Here is a 19,737-nt window from a genome sequence, read left to right as displayed (position 1 = left end):
TGATCTCAATGCGTTAGGACTACTTCGTTTCCATAGAAGTTACTTCTACATCCACTTCAGGAGCTAAATCCAACTTCATCAAGCTATCCACGGTTTCTGGGGTGGCCGAAATAATATCAATCAATCGGCTATAAACCCTAATCTCAAACTGCTCTCTTGAATCCTTATTGACATGCGGGGATCGTAAAACGGTGTAACGCTTATTCTTAGTCGGTAAAGGGATAGGCCCTCTAATTTCAGAACCTGAGCGCTTTACGGCTTCCACGATAGCCACAACAGAGCGATCCAACACTCTATGGTCATAAGCTTTGAGCTTCAACCTGATTTTTTCCATAAACTCTCCTAAAAGAACTCGTTTTATTCGTTACTCAAAACAGAATAAAAACAATAAAATAAAAACTGAAATACTACTCAAAATGCGCCATTTAGTCAATAACTTTTGCTATTTTTAGGGCTTTTTAGAGATTTTTACTTCCTTTTTATAAGGAAATATAAAAAAACGCGCTACGCTTATCTTAATCCAATCTCATTTGAAAGGAAGTTCATGCCCCTTTCTTGCTTGCACCCTTTTGGGCCTTTTGAAACCCCTAAAGAGCCGGCCTTAAACAACCCGCTTTCAAACCCACCTTCAAGCGATAAAATCTGTCTTTTAGGGCCGATGAAATCCGGTAAAACCACTTTCGCCCTCAAACTAGCGAAGGATTTTAAAAACCCTGTGTATCTCAATTACAATGACATGCGTTTGAACCAAAACATTCTAAGCTCATGGCTTTTAAAATGGCATTTGGAAAAGAAAATGGATTTGCTCATTTTAGACAATATAGAGCGGTTGGATTTCAGCCTGCCTAAGCTCCCTAAAATCGTTCTTATCCCTAATTGTTTAAGCCCCATAACAGCGCCCGATTTTAGCTTGCGCTATGCGTTAGGGTTGAATTTCAAAGAATACATTAGCTTTTTCAAGCCCAACACCCCTAAAAACACCCTGTTTAACCGCTTTTTAAGAGACGGCAACGCTTTAGATTCGCTTTTTACAGAAAACGAGCAAGAAAAAATCCTAAAAAAACAAGAAAATATCAAACTAGCCTTTCAAACTTACGCCCCCTTAATGGCTAAAATCTGTGCGCATCAATCTAAGTTTGTGAGTGCTTTTTATCTTTATACGCAATTCAAAAAAGAGCTTAAAACTTCTAAAGACACCCTCTATAAATTTTTACACGCGCTAGAAAAACAACGCATCCTTTTTTTAGTCCCCAGTTTTGAAAATAATAAAACCAAATTGTATTTGTGCGATTTTGCCTTGCCTTATAGCCTGACTCCTAGCCCCTCGCTTTTGAGCGTTTTTGAAAACATGGTTTTTTTAGAGCTTTACAAGCAATTCCCCAGCCATGAGCTTTACTCCCATGATAACGGGATTTTTATCTTGTGCGAAAATCCTACCAACAAGCTCGCTCTCATCGCCCACGCTTTCCCCACGCCCCATTTTTTAGAAAAACAGCTTTTATGGTGCCATGAGCATGGGTTTTTAAATATCGTGGTGGTTTCTATCAACGCCCCCATTCCAGCCAATAATCCCCCCTACAAACACCTCAATTTCATTGATTTTTCTTTGGATATTCAATCTATTTTGGTATAATAGTTATTATATACTTATATACTTATATACTTATATACTTATATACTTATATACTTATTATTACTAATTTTTACGAATTATTATTATATTTTTTATGTTTTCTTAAGCTAACCCACTATAAGCTATCCTAGTATTTCGCTTTTTTGAGAAATACCAACCTACCCTAAAAGCGTAGGGCATTTTAATATTTATAGAAAGGAAGCTATAATGAAAACATTGACAAAATTAAGTCTTTGCGCCTTGTTATCCCTAAGCCTTTTCACTCAAACAGCGCATGCTGAGAGTTTGCAAGACATCGCAGACTACCCTAGTTGGCTTAAAGTCAATCTTTTTAACGAAAAGAACCCGCCCAATCAATATGTCGGATCGGCTTCTATTTCCGGTAAAAGAAACGATTTTTATTCCAACTATATTCCCTATGATGACAAATTACCCCCTGAAGAGAACGCTAAAAAAGTGGCTTTTTTAAGGGCTAGAATGAACGCTTACAGCACTTTAGAAAGCGTTTTAATCACTACAAAAATGTGCAATCGCATTGTTAAAGCGCTTCAAGCTAAAAATAACGTTATCAGCCATTTATTTGGGCTTGTTGATTTTTTAACATCTAAATCCATTTTGGCTAAAAGGTATGTGGATGCCATCAACCATCGTGTGTATGTTATGGTGCAATTCCCTTTCATTCAGCCTGAAGAACTTATCGCTTACTTTAAAAGGAAAAATCTTAATCTCACTCCAACGAGCGCTACCAATCTCAGCGCCATTCTCAACAAGGCGTTATTCCATATCTAATGGTTTAAAAAAGCGAGCGGTTTTTAAGCGCAAAGCTATGCCGATGAAAGGGCGTAGCCCCTAGCTTAGCAATCGCTTCTATGTGTTGTTTAGTCCCATACCCGCAATTCTTATCCCAGCCGTATTCCTTAAACAAGGCGTGCAATCCTAGCATTTCCCTATCTTTGGAAGTTTTTGCCAAAACAGACGCCATAGCGATTTGAGCGATTTTCTCATCGCCCTTGATGATCGTTTGCAAATTAGAGTAGCGTTTATTGAAGCCAAACGCCGTGTTGCCGTCTATCTTGATTGTTTGAGCTAAAGGGCTTAGCGTTTCTAAAATTTCTTGCACAGCGAGTTTCAAACACACCCCCAAGCCCAAGCGATCAATTGCATCTGCGCTCTTTTTAATGATGCAAAATTCCACCTCATCATGCGATTTGATTTTATTTTCTAAGAAAAAGCGCTTTTTGGGGCTGAGCTTTTTGCTATCCTTAAGGCCCATTTTTAGAAAATCTAAGGCTATTTTTTCATCACACACCACCCCAGCCACAAGAAGCGAACCGGCCAAACACCCCCTACCCGCTTCATCAATGCCTAGAGTCATTGATACGCAACCAAATGAGTGGTTTTTTCAGGTTTCATCTCGCACGCCCAAGGTTTCAAGCCTTAGGCCCGATCATCTTTTCAGGCACCACGAATTTGTCAAAATCTTCAGCGCTCAAGAGTTTCAATTCCACCGCGCTTTCTTTTAAAGAAATGCCTTTTTTGTGGGCGTTTTTAGCGATTTTAGCGGCGTTTTCATAGCCTACATGCGGGTTTAGGGCGGTTACTAGCATTAAAGAATGGTGCAAGTAATAATCAATTTTTTCTCTATTAGGCTCAATACCGCTTGCGCAATGGGTATTAAAACTTTCCATGCTATCGCTTAAGAGCCTTAAACTTTGCAAGAAATTATAAATGATCACCGGTTTGAACACATTCAATTCAAAATTACCCTGACTGGCCGCAATGCCAATAGCGGTATCATTCCCCATCACTTGCACGGCCACCATTGTCATCGCTTCGCATTGCGTGGGATTGACTTTACCGGGCATAATAGAGCTACCCGGCTCGTTTTCAGGGATATTAAGCTCGCCCAAACCACAGCGCGGCCCGCTCGCAAGCCATCTAATATCGTTAGCGATTTTCATTAAATTCGCCGCTAAAGCCTTAAAAGCCCCATGCGCATAAGCGATAGCGTCATGGCTAGTGAGCGCGTGGAATTTATTGGGCGCAGAAATGAATTTCACGCCGCTAAACTGGCTCAATTCTTCAGCCACTTTTTCGCTCAATTCTTTATGAGCGTTTAACCCTGTGCCTACGGCAGTCCCGCCTATGGCTAATTCTCTTAAATGCTCCAAACTCTCTAAAATTTGTTGTTTAGAATGCTCTAACATGCTCGCATACCCGCTAAATTCTTGCCCCAAAGTCAAAGGCGTAGCGTCTTGTAAATGCGTGCGCCCGATTTTGACAATCTCTTTAAATTGTTGGCTTTTGTCTTTAAAGGTCTTTAACAAATTCTCTAAACTGGGCAGTAACTTATGCGTGATTTCTAGCACGCTCACAATGTGCATTGCGGTAGGGAAAGTGTCGTTGGAGCTTTGAGACATGTTCACATCATCGTTAGGGTGGATGAGTTTTTTCTCCCTGAAATTACCCCCTAAAATTTCTGTAGCCTTATTGGCAATGACTTCATTGAGATTCATATTCGTTTGAGTCCCGCTCCCTGTTTGCCATATCGCTAACGGGAATTCGCCGCACAGCTCGCCTTTTAAAATGCAATCGCACGCCTTGATAATGGCTTGGGATTTTTCTGGGCTTAATTTCCCTAACTTGTGATTAACTACCGCCAGACTCCTTTTGAGTTTGGCAAACGCGCCAATGAGTTCTTTAGGCATTTTTTCAGTGCCGATTTTAAAGTTTTCAAGACTGCGTTGCGTTTGAGCCCCCCAGTATTGGCTATCATCTACTTTGATTTCGCCCATCGTGTCATGTTCAATTCTAAATTGCATACTAATCCTTTGAAATTTGATTTTAAAACCTTAAAAAAATAGCATAAACTCTTATACCTTCTACTTAAAACCCCCATTTTTTTAAAAACCATTTCCACAATTTTTACACAAAAGAGGGTTATCATTAATCCGCAACAAGAATTTTCTTGTTATCTTAATGTAAAGGTCAAAACGATGAAGAAGTTAGCCGCTTTATTTTTAATGAGCGTGTTGGGGGTTATGAGTTTGAACGCATGGGAGCAAACCCTAAAAGCCAATGACTTGGAAGTGAAAATCAAATCCGTGGGTAACCCCATTAAAGGCGATAACACTTTTGTGCTTAGCCCCACTTTAAAAGGTAAGGCTTTAGAAAAAGCTATCGTTAGGGTGCAGTTTATGATGCCTGAAATGCCTGGCATGCCAGCGATGAAAGAAATGGCGCAAGTGAGTGAAAAAAACGGCCTTTATGAAGCTAAAACCAATCTTTCTATGAATGGGACATGGCAGGTGAGGGTGGATATTAAATCCAAAGAAGGCAAAGTTTATCGCGCTAAAACAAGTCTGGATTTATAAGTGCATGCTATCTTTTATAAGCGCGTTTGATAAAAGGGGCGTTTCAATACGTCTTTTAACAGCCTTGTTACTGCTTTTTAGTTTGGGTTTGGCTAAAGATTTAGAGATCCAAACTTTTGTGGCTAAATACCTTTCTAAAAATCAAAAAATACAAGCCTTACAAGAGCAAATTGACGCTTTAAATTCTCAAGAAAAAGTCGTTAGCAAATGGGATAACCCTATTTTGTATTTAGGCTATAACAACGCTAACGTGAGCGACTTTTTCAGGCTGGATAGCACCTTAATGCAAAACATGAGCTTGGGTTTGTCTCAAAAAGTGGATTTAAATGGTAAAAAACTCACGCAGTCTAAAATGATTAACTTAGAAAAGCAAAAAAAGATATTAGAGCTTAAAAAAACCAAGCAGCAATTGGTGATTAATTTAATGATAAACGGCATTGAAAATTATAAAAACCAACAAGAAATAGAGCTTTTAAAGACAGCGATTAAAAATTTAGAAAACACCCTTTATCAAGCCAACCATTCCAGTTCGCCCGATTTAATAGCGATCGCCAAGCTAGAAATTTTAAAATCGCAATTAGAAATCAAAAAAAACAATTTAGAAGAAGCCTTGTCTAGCAGCCATTATTCCATGGGTGAATTGACTTTTAAAGAAAACGAGATTTTGAGCATTGCTCCTAAAAATTTTGAATTTAATAAGGAGCAAGAGTTGTATAACATTAGTGCCACTAATTACGATATTGCGATCGCCAGGCTTGATGAAGAAAAAGCGCAAAAAGACATCACTTTGGCTAAAAAAAGCTTTTTAGAAGACGTAAATGTTACCGGGGTGTATTATTTCCGCTCCAAACAATACTACAACTACGACATGTTTAGCGTCGCTTTGTCTATCCCTTTGCCCCTTTATGGCAAGCAGGCTAAATTAGTGGAGCAGAAGAAAAAAGAAAGCTTGGTGTTTAAAAGCGAAGTGGAAAACACCAAAAACAAAACGCACCACCTGGCCCTAAAACTCCTTAAAAAATTAGAAACCTTGCAAAAAAACCTGGAAGCGATCAATAAAATCATCAAGCAGAATGAAAAAATCGCGCAAATTTATGCGCTTGATTTGAAATCTAATGGCGATTACAACGCTTATTACAACGCTTTTAATGACAAAATCACTATCCAAATCACCCAGCTTGAAACCTTAAGCGCTTTAAATAGCGCTTATTTGTCCTTACAAAACCTTAAAGGATTAGAATGAAACGGCTTTTATTGTTCGCCTTGATTTTATTTTTTAGCCCCTTATTCGCTAACGCTCAAGAAATTAAAGAAACTAAAGAAATTAAAAGCCAAACCCATTTCAATATTTCCACCACTAAGGTCATAGAAAAAGAATTCGCCCAAAGCCGGCACTATTACGCGATTTTAGAGCCTAATGAAGCGCTGATTTTTTCTCAAACCTTGCGTTTTGATGGCTATGTGGAAAAGCTTTATGCGAATAAAACCTATACCCCCATTAAAAAGGGCGATAAACTATTGAGCGTGTATTCCCCTGAATTAGTGAGCGTTCAAAGCGAATTGCTATCATCATTGAAATTCAACCAGCAAGTGGGAGCGATTAAAGAAAAATTAAAACTATTGGGGCTAGAAAACTCCAGCATTGAAAAAATCATTAGCAGCCATAAAGTCCAAAATGCAATCACTATTTACTCTCGTTTCAACGGCGTTATCTTTAAAAAAAGCCCGGATCTCAATGAGGGGAGCTTTTTTAAAAAAGGGCAAGAGCTGTTTCAGATCATAGATTTAAGCCAATTGTGGGCGCTTGTTAAAGTCAATCAAGAGGATTTAGAGTTTTTAAAAAACACGCATAAAGCGATCTTGTTCGTAGAAGGGATTAAGGGCAAGCAAGAAATCACGCTTGAAAACATCAACCCCATCATAAATGCACAAGATAAAATGCTAGAAGCGCGCTTCAATGTGCCTAATCTTAAATTTCTTTATTACCCTAACATGTTCGCTCAAGTAGAAATCTTTCACAAACCACAAAAAATGAAGATTTTGCCTAAAGAAGCGGTTTTGATTAAGGGGGGGAAAGCTATCGTGTTTAAAAAAGACGATTTTGGCTTAAGCCCGTTAGAAATTAAAGCCGTCCGCTTGAGCGATGGGAGTTATGAAATTTTAGAGGGTTTAGAAGCGGGCGAAGAAGTTGCTAATAACGCTTTATTCGTGCTAGACGCTGACGCTCAAAACAACGGGGATTATTGAATGATAGAAAAAATCATTGATTTAAGCGTTAAAAACAAACTCCTTACCACTTTAGTCACTCTACTCATTTTTTTAGCCTCTTTGTGGGCGATAAAAAGCGTTCGTTTAGACGCTTTGCCGGATTTAAGCCCCGCTCAAGTGGTCGTGCAAATCACTTACCCCAATCAAAGCCCTAAAATCGTGCAAGAGCAGGTTACTTACCCATTAGTCTCTACTTTCATGAGCATCGCTAACATTGACACGGTTAGGGGGATTTCTAGTTATGAAAGCGGCTTGATTTACATCATTTTTAAAGACGGCGTCAATCTGTATTGGGCTAGGGATAGGGTTTTAGAGCAATTAAACCGAGTGAGTAACCTCCCCAAGGACGCTAAAGTGGAAATAGGGAGCGATTCCACTTCTATTGGCTGGGCGTATCAATACGCCTTATCTAGCGATAGCAAGAATTTAAGCGATTTGAAAGTCTTGCAAGATTTTTATTACCGCTATGCGCTTTTAGGGGTTGATGGGGTGAGTGAAGTCGCAAGCGTGGGGGGCTTTGTGAAGGATTATGAAGTAACGCTTAATAACGATTCTTTGATCCGCTATAACTTGAGTTTGGAACAAGTCGCTAACGCGATTAAAAATTCCAATAACGATACCGGTGGGGGCGTTATTTTAGAAAACGGGTTTGAAAAAATTATAAGATCGCATGGCTATATCCAATCTTTGAAGGATTTAGAAGAAATTGTGGTTAAAAAAGAAGGGGCTATCCCTTTAAAGATTAAAGATATAGCCAGCGTGAGGCTAGTGCCAAAACCACGCCGAGGAGCGGCCAACCTGAATGGCGATAAGGAAGTGGTGGGGGGGATTGTTATGGTGCGCTATCACGCTGACACTTATAAGGTGCTTAAAGCCATTAAAGAAAAAATCGCCACCCTACAAGCGAGTAACCCTGATGTGAAAATCACCAGCGTGTATGACAGGAGCGAATTGATTGAAAAAGGCATTGACAATTTAATCCACACGCTCATAGAAGAAAGCGTCATTGTGCTAGTCATTATTGCGATTTTCTTACTGCATTTCAGGAGCGCTTTAGTGGTGATTATCACTCTGCCTTTAAGCGTGTGCATCAGTTTTTTGCTCATGCGTTATTTCAATATTGAAGCGAGTATCATGAGTTTAGGGGGCATTGCGATCGCTATAGGGGCGATGGTGGATGCGGCTATTGTGATGGTGGAGAACGCTCACAAGCACTTGCAACACATTGATACGAAAGACAATATTCAAAGGGTTAATGGCATTATAGAAGGGGTTAAGCATGTGGGGGGCGCGATATTTTTTGCTTTGATGATTATCGTGGTTTCTTTCTTACCAATTTTTGCGCTCACCGGTCAAGAAGAAAAGCTTTTTGCCCCTTTAGCTTACACCAAAACCTTTGCCATGCTAGTAGGAGCGCTGCTTTCTATTACGATAGTCCCTGTTTTAATGGTATGGCTCATTAAAGGGCGGATTTTAGAAGAGTCTAAAAACCCCATTAACGCTTTTTTCATGAAAATTTATGGCGCGAGTTTGGATTTTGTGCTTAAGTTCAGATACGCTTTTTTAATAGCGAGCGTCTTAGGTTTAGGGGGCTTGTATGTAGCGTATAAAAAACTCAACTGGGAATTTATCCCCCAAATCAATGAAGGGGTAATCATGTATATGCCAGTAACGCTTAATGGCGTGGGCATTGATACCGCTTTAGAATATTTGAAAAAAAGTAACAGCGCTATCAAGCGATTGGATTTTGTCAAACAGGTTTTTGGTAAAGTGGGGCGCGCTAACACCAGCACCGATGCCGCCGGATTAGGAATGATAGAAACCTACATTGAATTAAAGCCACAAAACGAATGGAAAGAAAAGCTCAGTTATAAGGAAGTTAGGGATAAATTAGAAAAAACCCTGCAATTAAAAGGCTTGACCAATTCATGGACTTACCCCATTCGTGGGAGAACGGACATGCTCTTAACCGGCATTAGAACGCCCCTAGGCATCAAGCTCTATGGTAACGATACGGATAAATTACAAGAATTAGCGATCCTTATGGAGCAACAGCTCAAAACCCTAAAAGAGAGTTTATCCGTCTTTGCCGAGCGATCCAATAATGGCTACTACATCACGCTGGATTTGAACGATGAAAATTTAGCCCGTTATGGCATCAATAAAAACGCCGTGTTAGATGCGATCAAATTCGCTCTGGGCGGAGCCACGCTCACGACCATGATTAAAGGCGTAGAAAGCTACCCTATTTCTTTACGCTTAGAAGACACCGATAGAAACACCATTGAAAAATTAAAAAACCTCTACATCAAAACCGCTTACAATTACATGCCCTTAAGGGAATTAGCCCATGTGTATTACGACAATTCGCCGGCGGTGCTAAAGAGCGAAAAGGGCTTGAACGTGAATTTTATTTATATTGTGCCGCAAAATGGTATCAGCTCTGACACTTACAGACAACTAGCAATAAAAGCGTTAGAAAAAATCCAATTACCCAGCGGGTATTATTATGAATTTAGCGGCGAAAGCCAGTATTTAGAAGAAGCGTTTAAAACCTTACAATACATCGTGCCGGTGAGCGTGTTTATCATTTTTATTTTAATTGTCTTTGCTTTAAAGAATCTCACTAATTCCTTATTATGTTTTTTCACTCTGCCTTTTGCGTTTTTGGGGGGGTTAATTTTTATGAATCTCATGGGCTTTAACATGAGCGTGGCAGCGCTAGTGGGCTTTTTGGCCCTTTTAGGGGTAGCGAGCGAAACGGCTATTGTGATGATTATTTATTTAGAAGACGCGTTTCAAAAATTCATCAAAACCCCTTTAAAAGAGCAAAACAGCGCCGCTTTAAAAGAAGCCATCATGCATGGGGCGGTGCTTAGGGTAAGGCCCAAACTTATGACCTTTTTTAGCATTTTAGCTTCACTCATTCCAATCATGTATAGCCATGGCACAGGAAGTGAAATCATGAAATCCATTGCCGCGCCCATGCTAGGGGGAATGATAAGCAGCGTTGTTTTAACGCTTTTTATTATCCCTACGGCGTATTTTGTGATCAAAAATGCGAGGGTTAGGAAACATGAATATTAAAAAAAGCCTTTTCTAACGCATGGCTTTGGACTAAAACCATATAAAGAATGGTAGGGAGCGTGATGCTTAAAACAAACACCTTAAAAATGCGGTGCAAAAGGATAACGGACAAAAAAGCGGTGATTTCATTGATCCCGTAAGGGGGTTTTAAAATGTGAATGTCTTTAAAACAATAGATCACGAGCATGCCTATCACTGAGCATGATAAAGCCCTACCCAAATAACGCACAAAGTCATTAGGCGGGTTTTTAGAATTAAACACCATAAAAGGCCAAATGCGCGTGAAATAAGTCGTTATTATGATGACTAAAATAATGAGTATAGAATGCATTAACATTCTAACTGCTTTCTAAACAAAATGAGGGCGAGCAGCATTGAAACTAGGGCGATGAGCAAAAAGTATTCAGTCCCAAAGAGCGCTAAACAAACAACCGCAATAAAAATCCCAAGCCATGCGTTTTTGTGGTTCGTGGTGCGTTTGTATTGCTCCATGAACAGCACGATAAAAATCGCTGTCATCACAAATTCCATGCCTTGAGTGTCAAAAGAAAAATGCGAACCCACTAACGAACCCACTAACGAACCAAAAATCCAATAAGAGTGGTTGAGTAAGGAAATGCTAAAAATAAAGTCTTTTTCACTAACCCCCTCTTTAGGAGCGTATAAATTCAATAAAGCAAAGGTTTCATCCGTGAGCGCATGCGCTAAATAGGGCAAACGCCATTGGGTGTTTTTAAATCGATCTAGCATGGAAAGCGCATAGCAAGTCTGCCTCGCGTTCACTAACAAGCTCACAATAACGACATTCATCAAACTCGCTTGCGCGCTTAAAAGCGTGATCGCTACAAATTGCACCGCCCCAGCATAAATGAATAACGACATGAACAAAGCGACTTTATAATCATACCCTTGCTGGACTAAAAGCATTCCAAAAGTCATTCCCATAAGCAAATACCCTAAAAAGATAGAAATGGTATGAGGGAAAGCGTCTTTGAAAGCTTTTAGAAAATCATGCATCAACAACCCTCTATTTAAACCAGTCTTTAATTTTAGAAATACAGGTTTCTAAAACGCTTTTATGCGGCTCGCCCTCATAGCCAAAACTCGCATGCAATTTTTCCAATAACCCTTGCTGCTCTTTATTCAAGCTTTTAGGATAAATCACTTGCAACACCACGATCAAACTCCCCCTATAAGAGCTTTCAGGGTGCTTCACGCCCTCGTTTCTAAACGCAAAAGTTTGCCTGTCTTTGGCGTTTCTAGGGATTTTTAATTCCAATTCGCCTCCTCTTAAAGACGGCACTTTAATCGTATGCCCCAAAGCGATAGTGGTGAAAAACACCGGCGCTTCAATGAATAAATCACAGCCTTCGCGCTTGAAATGCTCATCTTCTTTGACTCGCGCTTCTAAATACAAATCCCCTCTTTTCCCCTTCTCGTATTCATTGCCCTTATTTTTAAGCACCATGCGGTTTTGATCGTCAATGCCCTCAGGGATTATCGCATCAATTTCTTCATCTTTAAGAATGTAGGTTTTACCCTTGCACGCTTGGCATGGGGTTTTAATGATCTTGCCCTTGCCTTGACACGCCCCACAAGTTTGTGCAAAACTCATAAAACCTTGACGCATGAACACCTGACCCTGCCCATTGCATTGCTTGCAAGTCTCTAGGGCTTTGTCTTTAGCGCCCGTGCCATCGCAACTTTCACAGACGCTCTGGTATTGGGCTTTAATGGTTTTTTTACAGCCAAAAACCGCTTCTTTAAAACTCAATTCAATGGTTTGCAAATAATCCGGTGCGATAGCGCTTTTTTGCCTTTTGCTCCCCCTAGCACCAAACCCAAAAGCGTCTTCAAAAAACGAGCCTAAATCTTCAAAAAAATCAGAAAAATCGCTCTGGCTTGAGCCGGCTTGGTTTAAGCCTTTTTTGCCATACCTATCGTATAAGGCCCGCTTCTTTTCATCGCTTAACACCCCATAGGCTTCATTGATGAGCTTGAACTTTTCTTCGGCTTCTTTATCGCCAGCGTTTCGGTCCGGGTGGTATTTTAAAGCTAGCTTTCTGTAAGACTTTTTAATGGTCTCTTGGTTGCTGTGTTTTTCCACTTCTAAAATTTCATAATAACTCAATTCCACGATCGCTCCAAAAATGGCATCAAAACGCTTATTTTATCTTAAAAGCGATAATTTTGCGTGTTTTGACGCATGCCAAAACTTAGATAAAATAATACGATGAAACTATAGTAATAAAGATAACCCCATGAGATTTTTTTGCTTTTTCTTATTTTTTCTAACCTTTTCAAACGCGCAGATAATGATGACTTTTGATTCTCAAACTAACGCCAAACTCTCGCGCTCCAACGAACAGCTTTCTGACATGCTTTATAAACTCAATGAAAGTTTAAGGATCTATCAAAGCGTGCTTTCCAACAACCAAGATCAACTTAAAGAAATTAAAAAGGCTAACAGCACCCTAACTAGCCAAAGGCGTTTTTTTAACGCCAGCCAAATCCGCCTTATGGACACTGATGCGTTATTGAAGCAAAGTGCTTTGGAATTAGAAAAATTACAAGCTTTAGAAAAACGCTTAAAAGAGAGCATGGAACAAGAACGCTTAATCAAAGAATCCCAAACGCTTTTCTTGCAAGAACATTGCCCTTATTTGAGCGGTGTTAAGAATTTAGAAGAGGCTTCAAACGCTTTAGAAGTCCAAGAGCAAAACAACGCCCTTTTCTTACTCAAAGAGCCCAAACTCGCCCATTTGCTCTCGCAATTGGATTTGATGAGCGCTTTAAACGCCTTATGCGATCAGGTTTTAGAAAACCAAGCCCATAACCAACAATCCCATAACAAAACCCTAGAATACAACGCTCTCATAAACCATGATTTTCAAGCCTATAAAGCCATGCGTTTGAAAAAATTTAAAAACAAGCTTCAAAGCCAAATCCAAGCCCAAGAAGACGCCCTAAAAACCTTTTTACCCTTAGAAAAACGCCTAGAAACTTTAAAAACGCATTTTTTATGCGATAAAGAAAACCTCAAATCATGCGCTAAAGAATTGCACCAACGCTACCAAAACGCCCTTATAGAGCGGGACAAAGAATTAAAAGACGCTAAAAACAATAAAGAAAAGCATGCTTTAATCTTAGCCAATTACGAGCACACTTTAAAAACCTTGAATATAGAATTTTTAAGCGAATTAAATAAGCAAATGGCGTTTTTGAATGAAACCATGGCACTAAACGCCCGAGTTTTAGCCCTTTTAGCCAAACAGCATGCCAAAACGCCAAAGCCTTTCAATTTGAGCGGTGATTTGAGCGATAAAAAGGCTTCCATTAAAAATATCCGCCTAGATCCGCATGGATTCCCTAGCTTTGAAAATTTTAAGCGGGAGTAAGACAATACTTGACAAGCAAAAAAGATTAGAGTAAAATAAAGGCATAACTTCTAGGAAGGATCTCTTTTATCAAGAGATCCCACGACCCTTGTGACCCTATAGAATACAAGTGCGAACCCTAGATATTTTTTATCCGTTTCTTGTCGCCCAATATTGAAAGGGTTGAAAGGGGCGGAGCTTTCCTTATATTACTTAGGATTTAAGAATGTCAAAAAAAGTAGCTATACTTGTGGATGGAAACTTTTTTATAAGATGCTACAAATCTCATCTTAAAAAGCAGTTTGGTGACAAATATGAAGATCTTAACCCAGAAAAATTAGCACACCGTATTCATACTTATTGCCTAAAGCATATCAATAAAAAGAATGGTGAAGAATTATACCGCATATTTTTTTACGATTGCAAGCCATTAAAGAAAACGGTTCATTATCCATACACCAAAAAAGCTCTAAATCTATCCAAAAGCCCAACCTATAAAGAAAGGGAAGAGTTACACAAACACTTAATTTCTAAACCTTGCTTGGCGTTAAGGTTGGGGTATCTTGACGAGAAAAATGCCAGATGGGTCATTCGTGACCAAGAAAAAGAAAAGAAACTTTTTGGTAGGATAATAAGTATAGAGGAATTTCAAAATGATTATTTTATCTATCACGCAAAGCAAAAGGGCGTTGATATAAAGATAGGACTTGATATAGCCACTTTAGCGTTGAAAAAATTAGTGCAAAAAATCGTTTTAATTTCTGGCGATAGCGATTTTGTCCCTGCTTCAAAACTTGCTCGAGTTGAAGGCATCATTTTCACTCTTGATCCTATGGGAAATCATATTAGAGAGGATCTAGAAGAACATATTGATTATTTAACCACTAGATTGCAACACTTTAAAAAACGACAACAATAACGCCACTCAATAAAACATTAAGAGACTGCCAAAAGGCATATCTCTTAGTTTTTTAATTTTTAAACAATCACGCCCCCGCCAAGCAAGATGTCATCTTTATAAACCACTAAGGCTTGCCCTTTAGCCACGCCATAAAAAGGCTCTTTAAATTCCACTTCAATCACCTCATCTTTCAAGCTGACAAACGCTTTAGCAGGCACGCTCCTGTAACGAGCCTTGATGAAGTATTCGCCATCTTTAAAATCTTTCATTAAAGATTTGTTTTGAGCCTTAAGGAAATGCGTGGCTAAATCTTCTTTTTTGCCCACAATCAACTCGTTCTTTTTAGCGTCAATCCCCACCACAAAATGCGGCTCTAACGCACCCTTAATATTAAAGCCTTTGCGTTTGCCAATCGTGTATTGCATATAGCCCTTATGCGTGCCAATGACTTCGCCTTGTAGGTTCTTCACCACGCCCTCTTTTTCCACTTCAACATGCTTTTTTAAAGTGTCAATGTAGCTTTTTTCCACAAAGCAAATTTCTTGAGATTCCTTATAAGTCTCTAAAGTGCCTAAAAAAGGCATCGCATTCAAGGCTAAAGGCTTAATATCCTTTTTTAACAAATCCCCTAAAGGGAACACCAATTTAGCGATAACTTCATGCTCTAAAGCGTATAAAAAATAACTCTGATCTTTAGTTTTATCCAAAGCCTCTTGAATATAACTTATTTTGTCAATTTCTTTGACTCTCGCATAATGCCCGGTAGCGATCTTTTCACACCCTAATTTTAAAGCGTGATCCAAAGCTAGCCCAAATTTCATTAAAGGGTTGCACAATGCGCATGGGTTAGGGGTTTGCCCTTCTTCATAGGCGTTGATAAATTCATCATAAACTGCGCTTTTAAAATCCTTTTGAAAATCCAACACCTCTAAAGGAATGCCTAAAAACTCGCATGCTTTTTGAGCGTTTTTGATGTATAAATCATGTTTTTTTTCACTCGCATGGAGTTTTAAATAAATCCCCACTAATTCATACCCTTGCTCTTTTAAGCTATAAGCGCTATAAGAGCTATCCACCCCCCCACTGAGTAATACCGCTATTTTCATTTTTAATCTTTCATTATGAGTTATGGCTCGTAGTCTAGCGCAAAAACCATTCATAACCACCTTTTTTTAACCATTGGCATGCTAAAATACCTAAAGATTTTTAAAAATCGCATCAAAACGCATGGAGAAATAAGGGCAATGGCCAAAATTGAATTGTTAGCCAAATTCACGCAAATCGCGCTCCCTAACAGCCACCCTTTGTTGAAAAAAGTTTTAAACTACGCTAAAAAACATTTCAGCCAGTGCCACATGCTCTCTTCATCGTTACTCATCTTAAACGACACAGAATGTTTTAAAAAAAACTACTTGCTTAATTGGGTTTATCATGCCCTTGAATGCACGCATGAAAAAGATATTAGCATGCATTCTTTAGAAGAGGTTTTACAAAAAAGCCGCTTGCCCATACGCATCAAAATCATCAATCAAAACACGCTTTTAGAAAAGATAGAAGTGAAAGTTTTAACCTTTGGGGCAGAATACGCGCTTTTTATCACCAAGCACCCTGTCGCCAAGCGGTTTTTACGCCAAAAATTCAGCGGCTGTGTGTTTTTAGAAACTCAAGATGAATTGCATATAAGAGGCGATTCAGAGCGTTTTTGGGAACTCATTGTAACGCTCAATGAAAATAGAATCGTCCATAACGCATGCTTAGATTTCATCTACCCTAATGGCTTTGGCAAAGACAGCTACACCACTATGGCTGAACGCAAATTAAAAGAATGCTATAAAACGCTAGGGTTTATCAAACATGAAAATTTCAGCGAAGTCAAAAAGCGCTATTTAGAGTTGGCTAAAACCTACCACCCTGATTTATGCGATCTGAAAGAAAAAAAGGCTCTTTATGCCAAGCGTTTTGCGATCATTCAAGAAGCGTATCGCCACATCAAAAAACACGCTTAAAGCCCCAAACTAGCTCTAATCGCGCTAGAAGAAATCGGTGCATCAATGCCTTTTAAAGGGAAATAACGCCCCTTAAATTGGATCTCTTCATAGCCAATCCTTTCAAAAACCACTAGTTCCACCCTTTTTAAAAGCTCTGTGGCGTTTGTCCAAGAAGATAGATGCCTCAAACAATCCGCCCCTATGACTAAATACAGCGTTTTAGGACCATAGAGTTTTTGAAAATGCAAAACGCTTTCTATCGTAGGCACAGCTCTTTCTTGCTTGATTTCAAAATCGCTCAACAACACCCTAGGCATGCCTTTTAAGGCTGATTCTAATTCTTTAAAACGGGTTTGTGCGTCCAAAAAACATGGCTTTTTGAAAGGGTTTTGATAAGCGGGCAAGACGATCAGCTCGGCGAATGGCAATAATTCTAAAGTTTGCTCAATAATGGCTAAATGAGCCTTGTGCAAGGGATCAAAACTCCCTCCATAGAGCACTAATTCTTGGCTTCCTAATGCGCTATTCGTTGTATTCAAAACTAGACGCCTTAGTCAATTTAGCAAACTTAACCCCCCTAAGCCCCCCAATTTCTAATTGCAAGCGTTGGATTTCATGCGAATTGCCTTGCAAAATAATGGTCTCTAAGCAATTATGTGCATCCATATGAATGTGCGTGGTGCATAAAACATGCGTCCCGCTGGCATGCTGAATGTCTATCATGCGCTGGTTTAATTCTCTTTGGTGGTGGTCATAAATCACTACCAGCACGGCGATCTTGCTTTCATTGCTAGGATTGTCTTCTGCCCAATTGTCTTCTACTAATTTTTCTCTAATCATGTCGCGCACCAATTCTGAGCGAGAAGAATAGCCGTTTTTAATGATGCGGTTGTCTAATTCGTCCAATAAATTTTGTTGCAAAGAAACCGAAAAGCGGATGATTGAATCGTCTTTATTGTGTGTATCCATTTGAGAAAATCCTTTTTGGCATGAGTTTGTTAAAAGCCGCTCATGCTAGTATGATTGAATTAATTTAAAATGAACAATTATAATACAGATTGGATTTAAATGGTTGGCCATAAGAGCGTTTGAATTTGATTGTAATTATTAGCTTAATCATCATTGACTTGTTATTATTAAAACAATATAATCAACAAACCAACATTCCTTTATCATTTTGGAGCGTTTATGCGAACGGATGCTTCTTAAAGAGTGCATGCTCTTTAGAGTATGTCTGTATCGCATGTTGCTTTAATCTTAAGGGAATTGTTTTATCATAGACAAGGAGTTTTTATGGGCGGTTTTTCAGTGGGAATGTTGAAAGATTATGTGGACATATTTGTTTTTGCGGTGCTTGGCGTGGCCAGTTTTTTAGCCTTGTGGTTTGTGATTGAAAGGGTTATTTTTTATTCTAAAGTCGATTTGAAGGCTTATGACGATATAGATGCCCTGAATTTGGATTTAACCAAGAATCTAACCATTCTCTATGTGATTTTTTCTAACGCGCCTTATGTGGGCTTATTAGGGACGGTTTTAGGGATCATGGTGATTTTCTATGACATGGGTGTGAGCGGCGGGATGGACGCTAAAACGATCATGGTAGGTTTGTCTTTGGCTTTAAAAGCGACCGCTCTAGGGCTTGCTGTGGCGATTCCCACTTTGATCGCTTATAATAGCTTATTGAGAAAATCCGATGTTTTGAGCGAAAAATTCAGGATCATGAAAAAATGAAAAGCATCAGAAGAGGCGATGGGCTGAATGTTGTCCCTTTTATTGATATTATGCTCGTTTTGCTAGCGATTGTGTTGAGCATTTCTACTTTTATCGCGCAAGGTAAGATTAAAGTCAGTCTCCCTAACGCTAAAAATGCGGAAAAATCCCAACCAAACGATCAAAAAGTGGTGGTCATCTCCGTGGATGAGCATGACAATATTTTCGTAGATGACAAACCGACGAATTTAGAAGCTTTGAGCGCTGTAGTCAAACAAACAGACCCTAAAACCCTTATAGACTTAAAAAGCGACAAAAGCTCTCGTTTTGAAACTTTTATCAGCATTATGGATATTTTAAAAGAGCATAATCATGAAAATTTCTCCATCTCCACAGAAACTAAGTAAAGTCTCAACGAGTGTTAGCTTTTTAATCTCTTTTGCCCTATACGCTATAGGGTTTGGCTATTTTTTACTGCGCGAAGACGCCCCAGAGCCTTTAGCACAAGCTGGGACCACTAAGGTTACCATGAGTTTAGCCAGCATTAACACCAATTCTAAAGTGAAGACGAATGCCGAATCCGCTAAACCCAAAGAAGAGCCTAAAGAAAAACCCAAGAAAGAAGAACCAAAAAAAGAAGAACCCAAAAAAGAGATTCCAAAGCCTAAGCCTAAGCCTAAGCCAAAACCAAAACCTAAGCCTGAACCCAAACCCAAACCTGAACCAAAGCCAGAGCCAAAACCTGAACCTAAAGTTGAAGAGGTTAAAAAAGAAGAGCCTAAAGAAGAACCCAAAAAAGAAGAAGCTAAAGAGGAAGATAAAGAAAAAAGCACTCCTAAACAAGTAACGACTAAAGATGTAGTCAAAGAAAAAGACAAGCAAGAAGAGTCTAACAAAACCTCTGAGGGTGCAACTTCTGAAGCTCAAGCGTATAACCCAGGGGTGAGCAACGAATTTTTAATGAAGATCCAAACCGCTATTTCTTCTAAAAACCGCTACCCTAAAATGGCACAGATTAGGGGCATTGAGGGCGAAGTGTTGGTGAGCTTTACGATCAATGCTGATGGGAGCGTTACAGACATTAAAGTCGTCAAAAGCAACACGACAGATATTTTAAACCATGCGGCTTTAGAGGCCATTAAAAGCGCGGCACATCTATTCCCTAAACCAGAAGAAACCGTGCATCTAAAAATCCCTATCGCTTATAGCTTGAAAGAAGACTGATTAGTCTTTCTTTTAAGGGCGGTTTTTAAGCCTTAAAAGTTAGGCCAAAACCCCTATTTTTCGCAATTTACAAAAAAAAAAAACAAAATCTCTAAAATTTAGAGCTAAAATTAGCCATAAAATTCCATTTATTGCTTATAATATGAAGTTTCTTTGTATCAAAGAAAAATCTATT

General features: G+C 39.1%; 21 protein-coding genes. 12 read left to right on the top strand and 9 right to left on the bottom strand.

Annotation, left to right across the window (positions count from 1 at the left end; all coding sequences use genetic code 11):
• Positions 1-19: 19 nt before the first annotated feature.
• On the bottom strand, positions 20-334 hold the full coding sequence (rpsJ, locus tag QT76_RS04905; protein WP_000411561.1) for a 30S ribosomal protein S10: 315 nt from the start codon (positions 332-334) through the stop codon (positions 20-22).
• Between the two features lie 210 nt (positions 335-544).
• On the opposite strand from rpsJ, the gene QT76_RS04900 reads away from it, so the two are divergent.
• The gene (locus QT76_RS04900) at positions 545-1,633 is read left to right on the top strand and encodes an ATP-binding protein (protein ID WP_033616833.1); all 1,089 of its coding nucleotides are present in this window, start codon (positions 545-547) and stop codon (positions 1,631-1,633) included.
• A 207-nt stretch (positions 1,634-1,840) separates the two neighbouring features.
• Complete coding sequence (locus QT76_RS04895) at positions 1,841-2,422, top strand: hypothetical protein (RefSeq protein WP_033616832.1); 582 nt, start codon at positions 1,841-1,843, stop codon at positions 2,420-2,422.
• A gap of 4 nt (positions 2,423-2,426) precedes the next feature.
• Here the strand turns inward: QT76_RS04895 and QT76_RS04890 are convergent, their stop codons facing one another.
• Both QT76_RS04890 and fumC read right to left on the bottom strand, forming a co-directional pair.
• Complete coding sequence (locus QT76_RS04890; RefSeq protein ID WP_033616831.1) at positions 2,427-3,008, bottom strand: ribonuclease HII; 582 nt, start codon at positions 3,006-3,008, stop codon at positions 2,427-2,429.
• Between the two features lie 55 nt (positions 3,009-3,063).
• On the bottom strand, positions 3,064-4,455 hold the full coding sequence (gene fumC / locus QT76_RS04885; RefSeq protein WP_033616830.1) for a class II fumarate hydratase: 1,392 nt from the start codon (positions 4,453-4,455) through the stop codon (positions 3,064-3,066).
• Between the two features lie 174 nt (positions 4,456-4,629).
• Between fumC and crdA the strand changes: the two genes are divergently transcribed.
• The 4 genes from crdA to QT76_RS04865 are packed head-to-tail and all read left to right on the top strand — an operon-like array spanning position 4,630 to position 10,362.
• The gene (gene crdA / locus QT76_RS04880; protein ID WP_033616829.1) at positions 4,630-5,007 is read left to right on the top strand and encodes a copper resistance determinant CrdA; all 378 of its coding nucleotides are present in this window, start codon (positions 4,630-4,632) and stop codon (positions 5,005-5,007) included.
• 4 nt (positions 5,008-5,011) lie between these two features.
• Positions 5,012-6,250 carry a copper resistance outer membrane protein CrdB gene (gene crdB / locus QT76_RS04875; RefSeq protein ID WP_033616827.1) on the top strand — a complete coding sequence of 413 codons (1,239 nt, stop codon included), beginning with the start codon at positions 5,012-5,014 and terminating at the stop codon, positions 6,248-6,250.
• Positions 6,247-7,254 carry an efflux RND transporter periplasmic adaptor subunit gene (locus tag QT76_RS04870; RefSeq protein WP_033616826.1) on the top strand — a complete coding sequence of 336 codons (1,008 nt, stop codon included), beginning with the start codon at positions 6,247-6,249 and terminating at the stop codon, positions 7,252-7,254. Before crdB ends, QT76_RS04870 begins: the two co-directional genes overlap by 4 nt.
• Positions 7,255-10,362: an efflux RND transporter permease subunit gene (locus tag QT76_RS04865; RefSeq protein WP_033616824.1), complete on the top strand. Its 3,108-nt coding sequence runs from the start codon at positions 7,255-7,257 to the stop codon at positions 10,360-10,362. It abuts the gene before it with no gap.
• Here the strand turns inward: QT76_RS04865 and QT76_RS04860 are convergent.
• From QT76_RS04860 to dnaJ, 3 genes are read right to left on the bottom strand one after another with little or no spacing between them, the layout of a single operon-like run.
• A complete protein-coding gene (locus QT76_RS04860; RefSeq protein ID WP_000928530.1) occupies positions 10,343-10,699 on the bottom strand; it encodes a branched-chain amino acid transporter permease in 357 nt (118 codons plus the stop codon). The two genes, QT76_RS04865 and QT76_RS04860, sit on opposite strands and share 20 nt — an antisense overlap.
• A complete protein-coding gene (azlC, locus tag QT76_RS04855; protein WP_033616822.1) occupies positions 10,693-11,379 on the bottom strand; it encodes an azaleucine resistance protein AzlC in 687 nt (228 codons plus the stop codon). Before azlC ends, QT76_RS04860 begins: the two co-directional genes overlap by 7 nt.
• A 10-nt stretch (positions 11,380-11,389) precedes the next feature.
• Entirely contained in the window at positions 11,390-12,499 is a 1,110-nt protein-coding gene (gene dnaJ, locus QT76_RS04850; RefSeq protein WP_033616819.1) for a molecular chaperone DnaJ, read from the bottom strand.
• Between the two features lie 124 nt (positions 12,500-12,623).
• On the opposite strand from dnaJ, the gene QT76_RS04845 reads away from it, so the two are divergent.
• Positions 12,624-13,760 carry a hypothetical protein gene (locus QT76_RS04845; protein WP_033616816.1) on the top strand — a complete coding sequence of 379 codons (1,137 nt, stop codon included), beginning with the start codon at positions 12,624-12,626 and terminating at the stop codon, positions 13,758-13,760.
• Positions 13,761-13,965: 205 nt separating this feature from the next.
• The gene (locus QT76_RS04840) at positions 13,966-14,658 is read left to right on the top strand and encodes an NYN domain-containing protein (protein ID WP_033616815.1); all 693 of its coding nucleotides are present in this window, start codon (positions 13,966-13,968) and stop codon (positions 14,656-14,658) included.
• Between the two features lie 59 nt (positions 14,659-14,717).
• Here the strand turns inward: QT76_RS04840 and mnmA are convergent, their stop codons facing one another.
• A complete protein-coding gene (gene mnmA / locus QT76_RS04835; RefSeq protein WP_033616814.1) occupies positions 14,718-15,746 on the bottom strand; it encodes a tRNA 2-thiouridine(34) synthase MnmA in 1,029 nt (342 codons plus the stop codon).
• A 138-nt stretch (positions 15,747-15,884) separates the two neighbouring features.
• On the opposite strand from mnmA, the gene QT76_RS04830 reads away from it, so the two are divergent.
• On the top strand, positions 15,885-16,646 hold the full coding sequence (locus tag QT76_RS04830; protein WP_033616813.1) for a J domain-containing protein: 762 nt from the start codon (positions 15,885-15,887) through the stop codon (positions 16,644-16,646).
• Here QT76_RS04830 and nadD read toward each other — a convergent pair.
• Positions 16,643-17,167: a nicotinate (nicotinamide) nucleotide adenylyltransferase gene (gene nadD, locus QT76_RS04825; protein ID WP_033616812.1), complete on the bottom strand. Its 525-nt coding sequence runs from the start codon at positions 17,165-17,167 to the stop codon at positions 16,643-16,645. The genes QT76_RS04830 and nadD overlap by 4 nt on opposite strands.
• Complete coding sequence (gene nikR, locus QT76_RS04820) at positions 17,151-17,597, bottom strand: nickel-responsive transcriptional regulator NikR (RefSeq protein ID WP_000379501.1); 447 nt, start codon at positions 17,595-17,597, stop codon at positions 17,151-17,153. Before nikR ends, nadD begins: the two co-directional genes overlap by 17 nt.
• 324 nt (positions 17,598-17,921) lie before the next feature.
• Between nikR and exbB the strand changes: the two genes are divergently transcribed.
• From exbB to QT76_RS04805, 3 genes are read left to right on the top strand one after another with little or no spacing between them, the layout of a single operon-like run.
• Positions 17,922-18,359, top strand: coding sequence for a TonB-system energizer ExbB (exbB, locus tag QT76_RS04815; protein WP_000508569.1), 438 nt, complete (start codon positions 17,922-17,924; stop codon positions 18,357-18,359).
• A complete protein-coding gene (exbD, locus tag QT76_RS04810; protein ID WP_026938218.1) occupies positions 18,356-18,745 on the top strand; it encodes a TonB system transport protein ExbD in 390 nt (129 codons plus the stop codon). Before exbB ends, exbD begins: the two co-directional genes overlap by 4 nt.
• Complete coding sequence (locus tag QT76_RS04805) at positions 18,711-19,562, top strand: energy transducer TonB family protein (RefSeq protein ID WP_033616811.1); 852 nt, start codon at positions 18,711-18,713, stop codon at positions 19,560-19,562. Before exbD ends, QT76_RS04805 begins: the two co-directional genes overlap by 35 nt.
• Positions 19,563-19,737: the final 175 nt, after the last annotated feature.

This window comes from Helicobacter pylori SA37A (assembly GCF_000476015.1).
In the GTDB taxonomy this organism is placed as follows: Bacteria; Campylobacterota; Campylobacteria; order Campylobacterales; family Helicobacteraceae; genus Helicobacter; species Helicobacter pylori_DB.
Note: the sequence above shows the minus strand (reverse complement) of the source record. Positions and strands in the feature narration are given on the sequence as shown.

Coding starts and splice junctions, on each gene's coding strand:
- QT76_RS04860 (WP_000928530.1), bottom strand. CDS start 10,699: ATGTTAATGCATTCTATACTCATTATTTTAGTCATCATAATAACGACT.
- QT76_RS04865 (WP_033616824.1), top strand. CDS start 7,255: ATGATAGAAAAAATCATTGATTTAAGCGTTAAAAACAAACTCCTTACC.
- QT76_RS04895 (WP_033616832.1), top strand. CDS start 1,841: ATGAAAACATTGACAAAATTAAGTCTTTGCGCCTTGTTATCCCTAAGC.
- mnmA (WP_033616814.1), bottom strand. CDS start 15,746: ATGAAAATAGCGGTATTACTCAGTGGGGGGGTGGATAGCTCTTATAGC.
- QT76_RS04845 (WP_033616816.1), top strand. CDS start 12,624: ATGAGATTTTTTTGCTTTTTCTTATTTTTTCTAACCTTTTCAAACGCG.
- rpsJ (WP_000411561.1), bottom strand. CDS start 334: ATGGAAAAAATCAGGTTGAAGCTCAAAGCTTATGACCATAGAGTGTTG.
- nikR (WP_000379501.1), bottom strand. CDS start 17,597: ATGGATACACACAATAAAGACGATTCAATCATCCGCTTTTCGGTTTCT.
- azlC (WP_033616822.1), bottom strand. CDS start 11,379: ATGCATGATTTTCTAAAAGCTTTCAAAGACGCTTTCCCTCATACCATT.
- QT76_RS04890 (WP_033616831.1), bottom strand. CDS start 3,008: ATGACTCTAGGCATTGATGAAGCGGGTAGGGGGTGTTTGGCCGGTTCG.
- QT76_RS04840 (WP_033616815.1), top strand. CDS start 13,966: ATGTCAAAAAAAGTAGCTATACTTGTGGATGGAAACTTTTTTATAAGA.
- QT76_RS04830 (WP_033616813.1), top strand. CDS start 15,885: ATGGCCAAAATTGAATTGTTAGCCAAATTCACGCAAATCGCGCTCCCT.
- fumC (WP_033616830.1), bottom strand. CDS start 4,455: ATGCAATTTAGAATTGAACATGACACGATGGGCGAAATCAAAGTAGAT.
- exbB (WP_000508569.1), top strand. CDS start 17,922: ATGGGCGGTTTTTCAGTGGGAATGTTGAAAGATTATGTGGACATATTT.
- QT76_RS04900 (WP_033616833.1), top strand. CDS start 545: ATGCCCCTTTCTTGCTTGCACCCTTTTGGGCCTTTTGAAACCCCTAAA.
- QT76_RS04870 (WP_033616826.1), top strand. CDS start 6,247: ATGAAACGGCTTTTATTGTTCGCCTTGATTTTATTTTTTAGCCCCTTA.
- crdB (WP_033616827.1), top strand. CDS start 5,012: ATGCTATCTTTTATAAGCGCGTTTGATAAAAGGGGCGTTTCAATACGT.
- crdA (WP_033616829.1), top strand. CDS start 4,630: ATGAAGAAGTTAGCCGCTTTATTTTTAATGAGCGTGTTGGGGGTTATG.
- QT76_RS04805 (WP_033616811.1), top strand. CDS start 18,711: ATGAAAATTTCTCCATCTCCACAGAAACTAAGTAAAGTCTCAACGAGT.
- exbD (WP_026938218.1), top strand. CDS start 18,356: ATGAAAAGCATCAGAAGAGGCGATGGGCTGAATGTTGTCCCTTTTATT.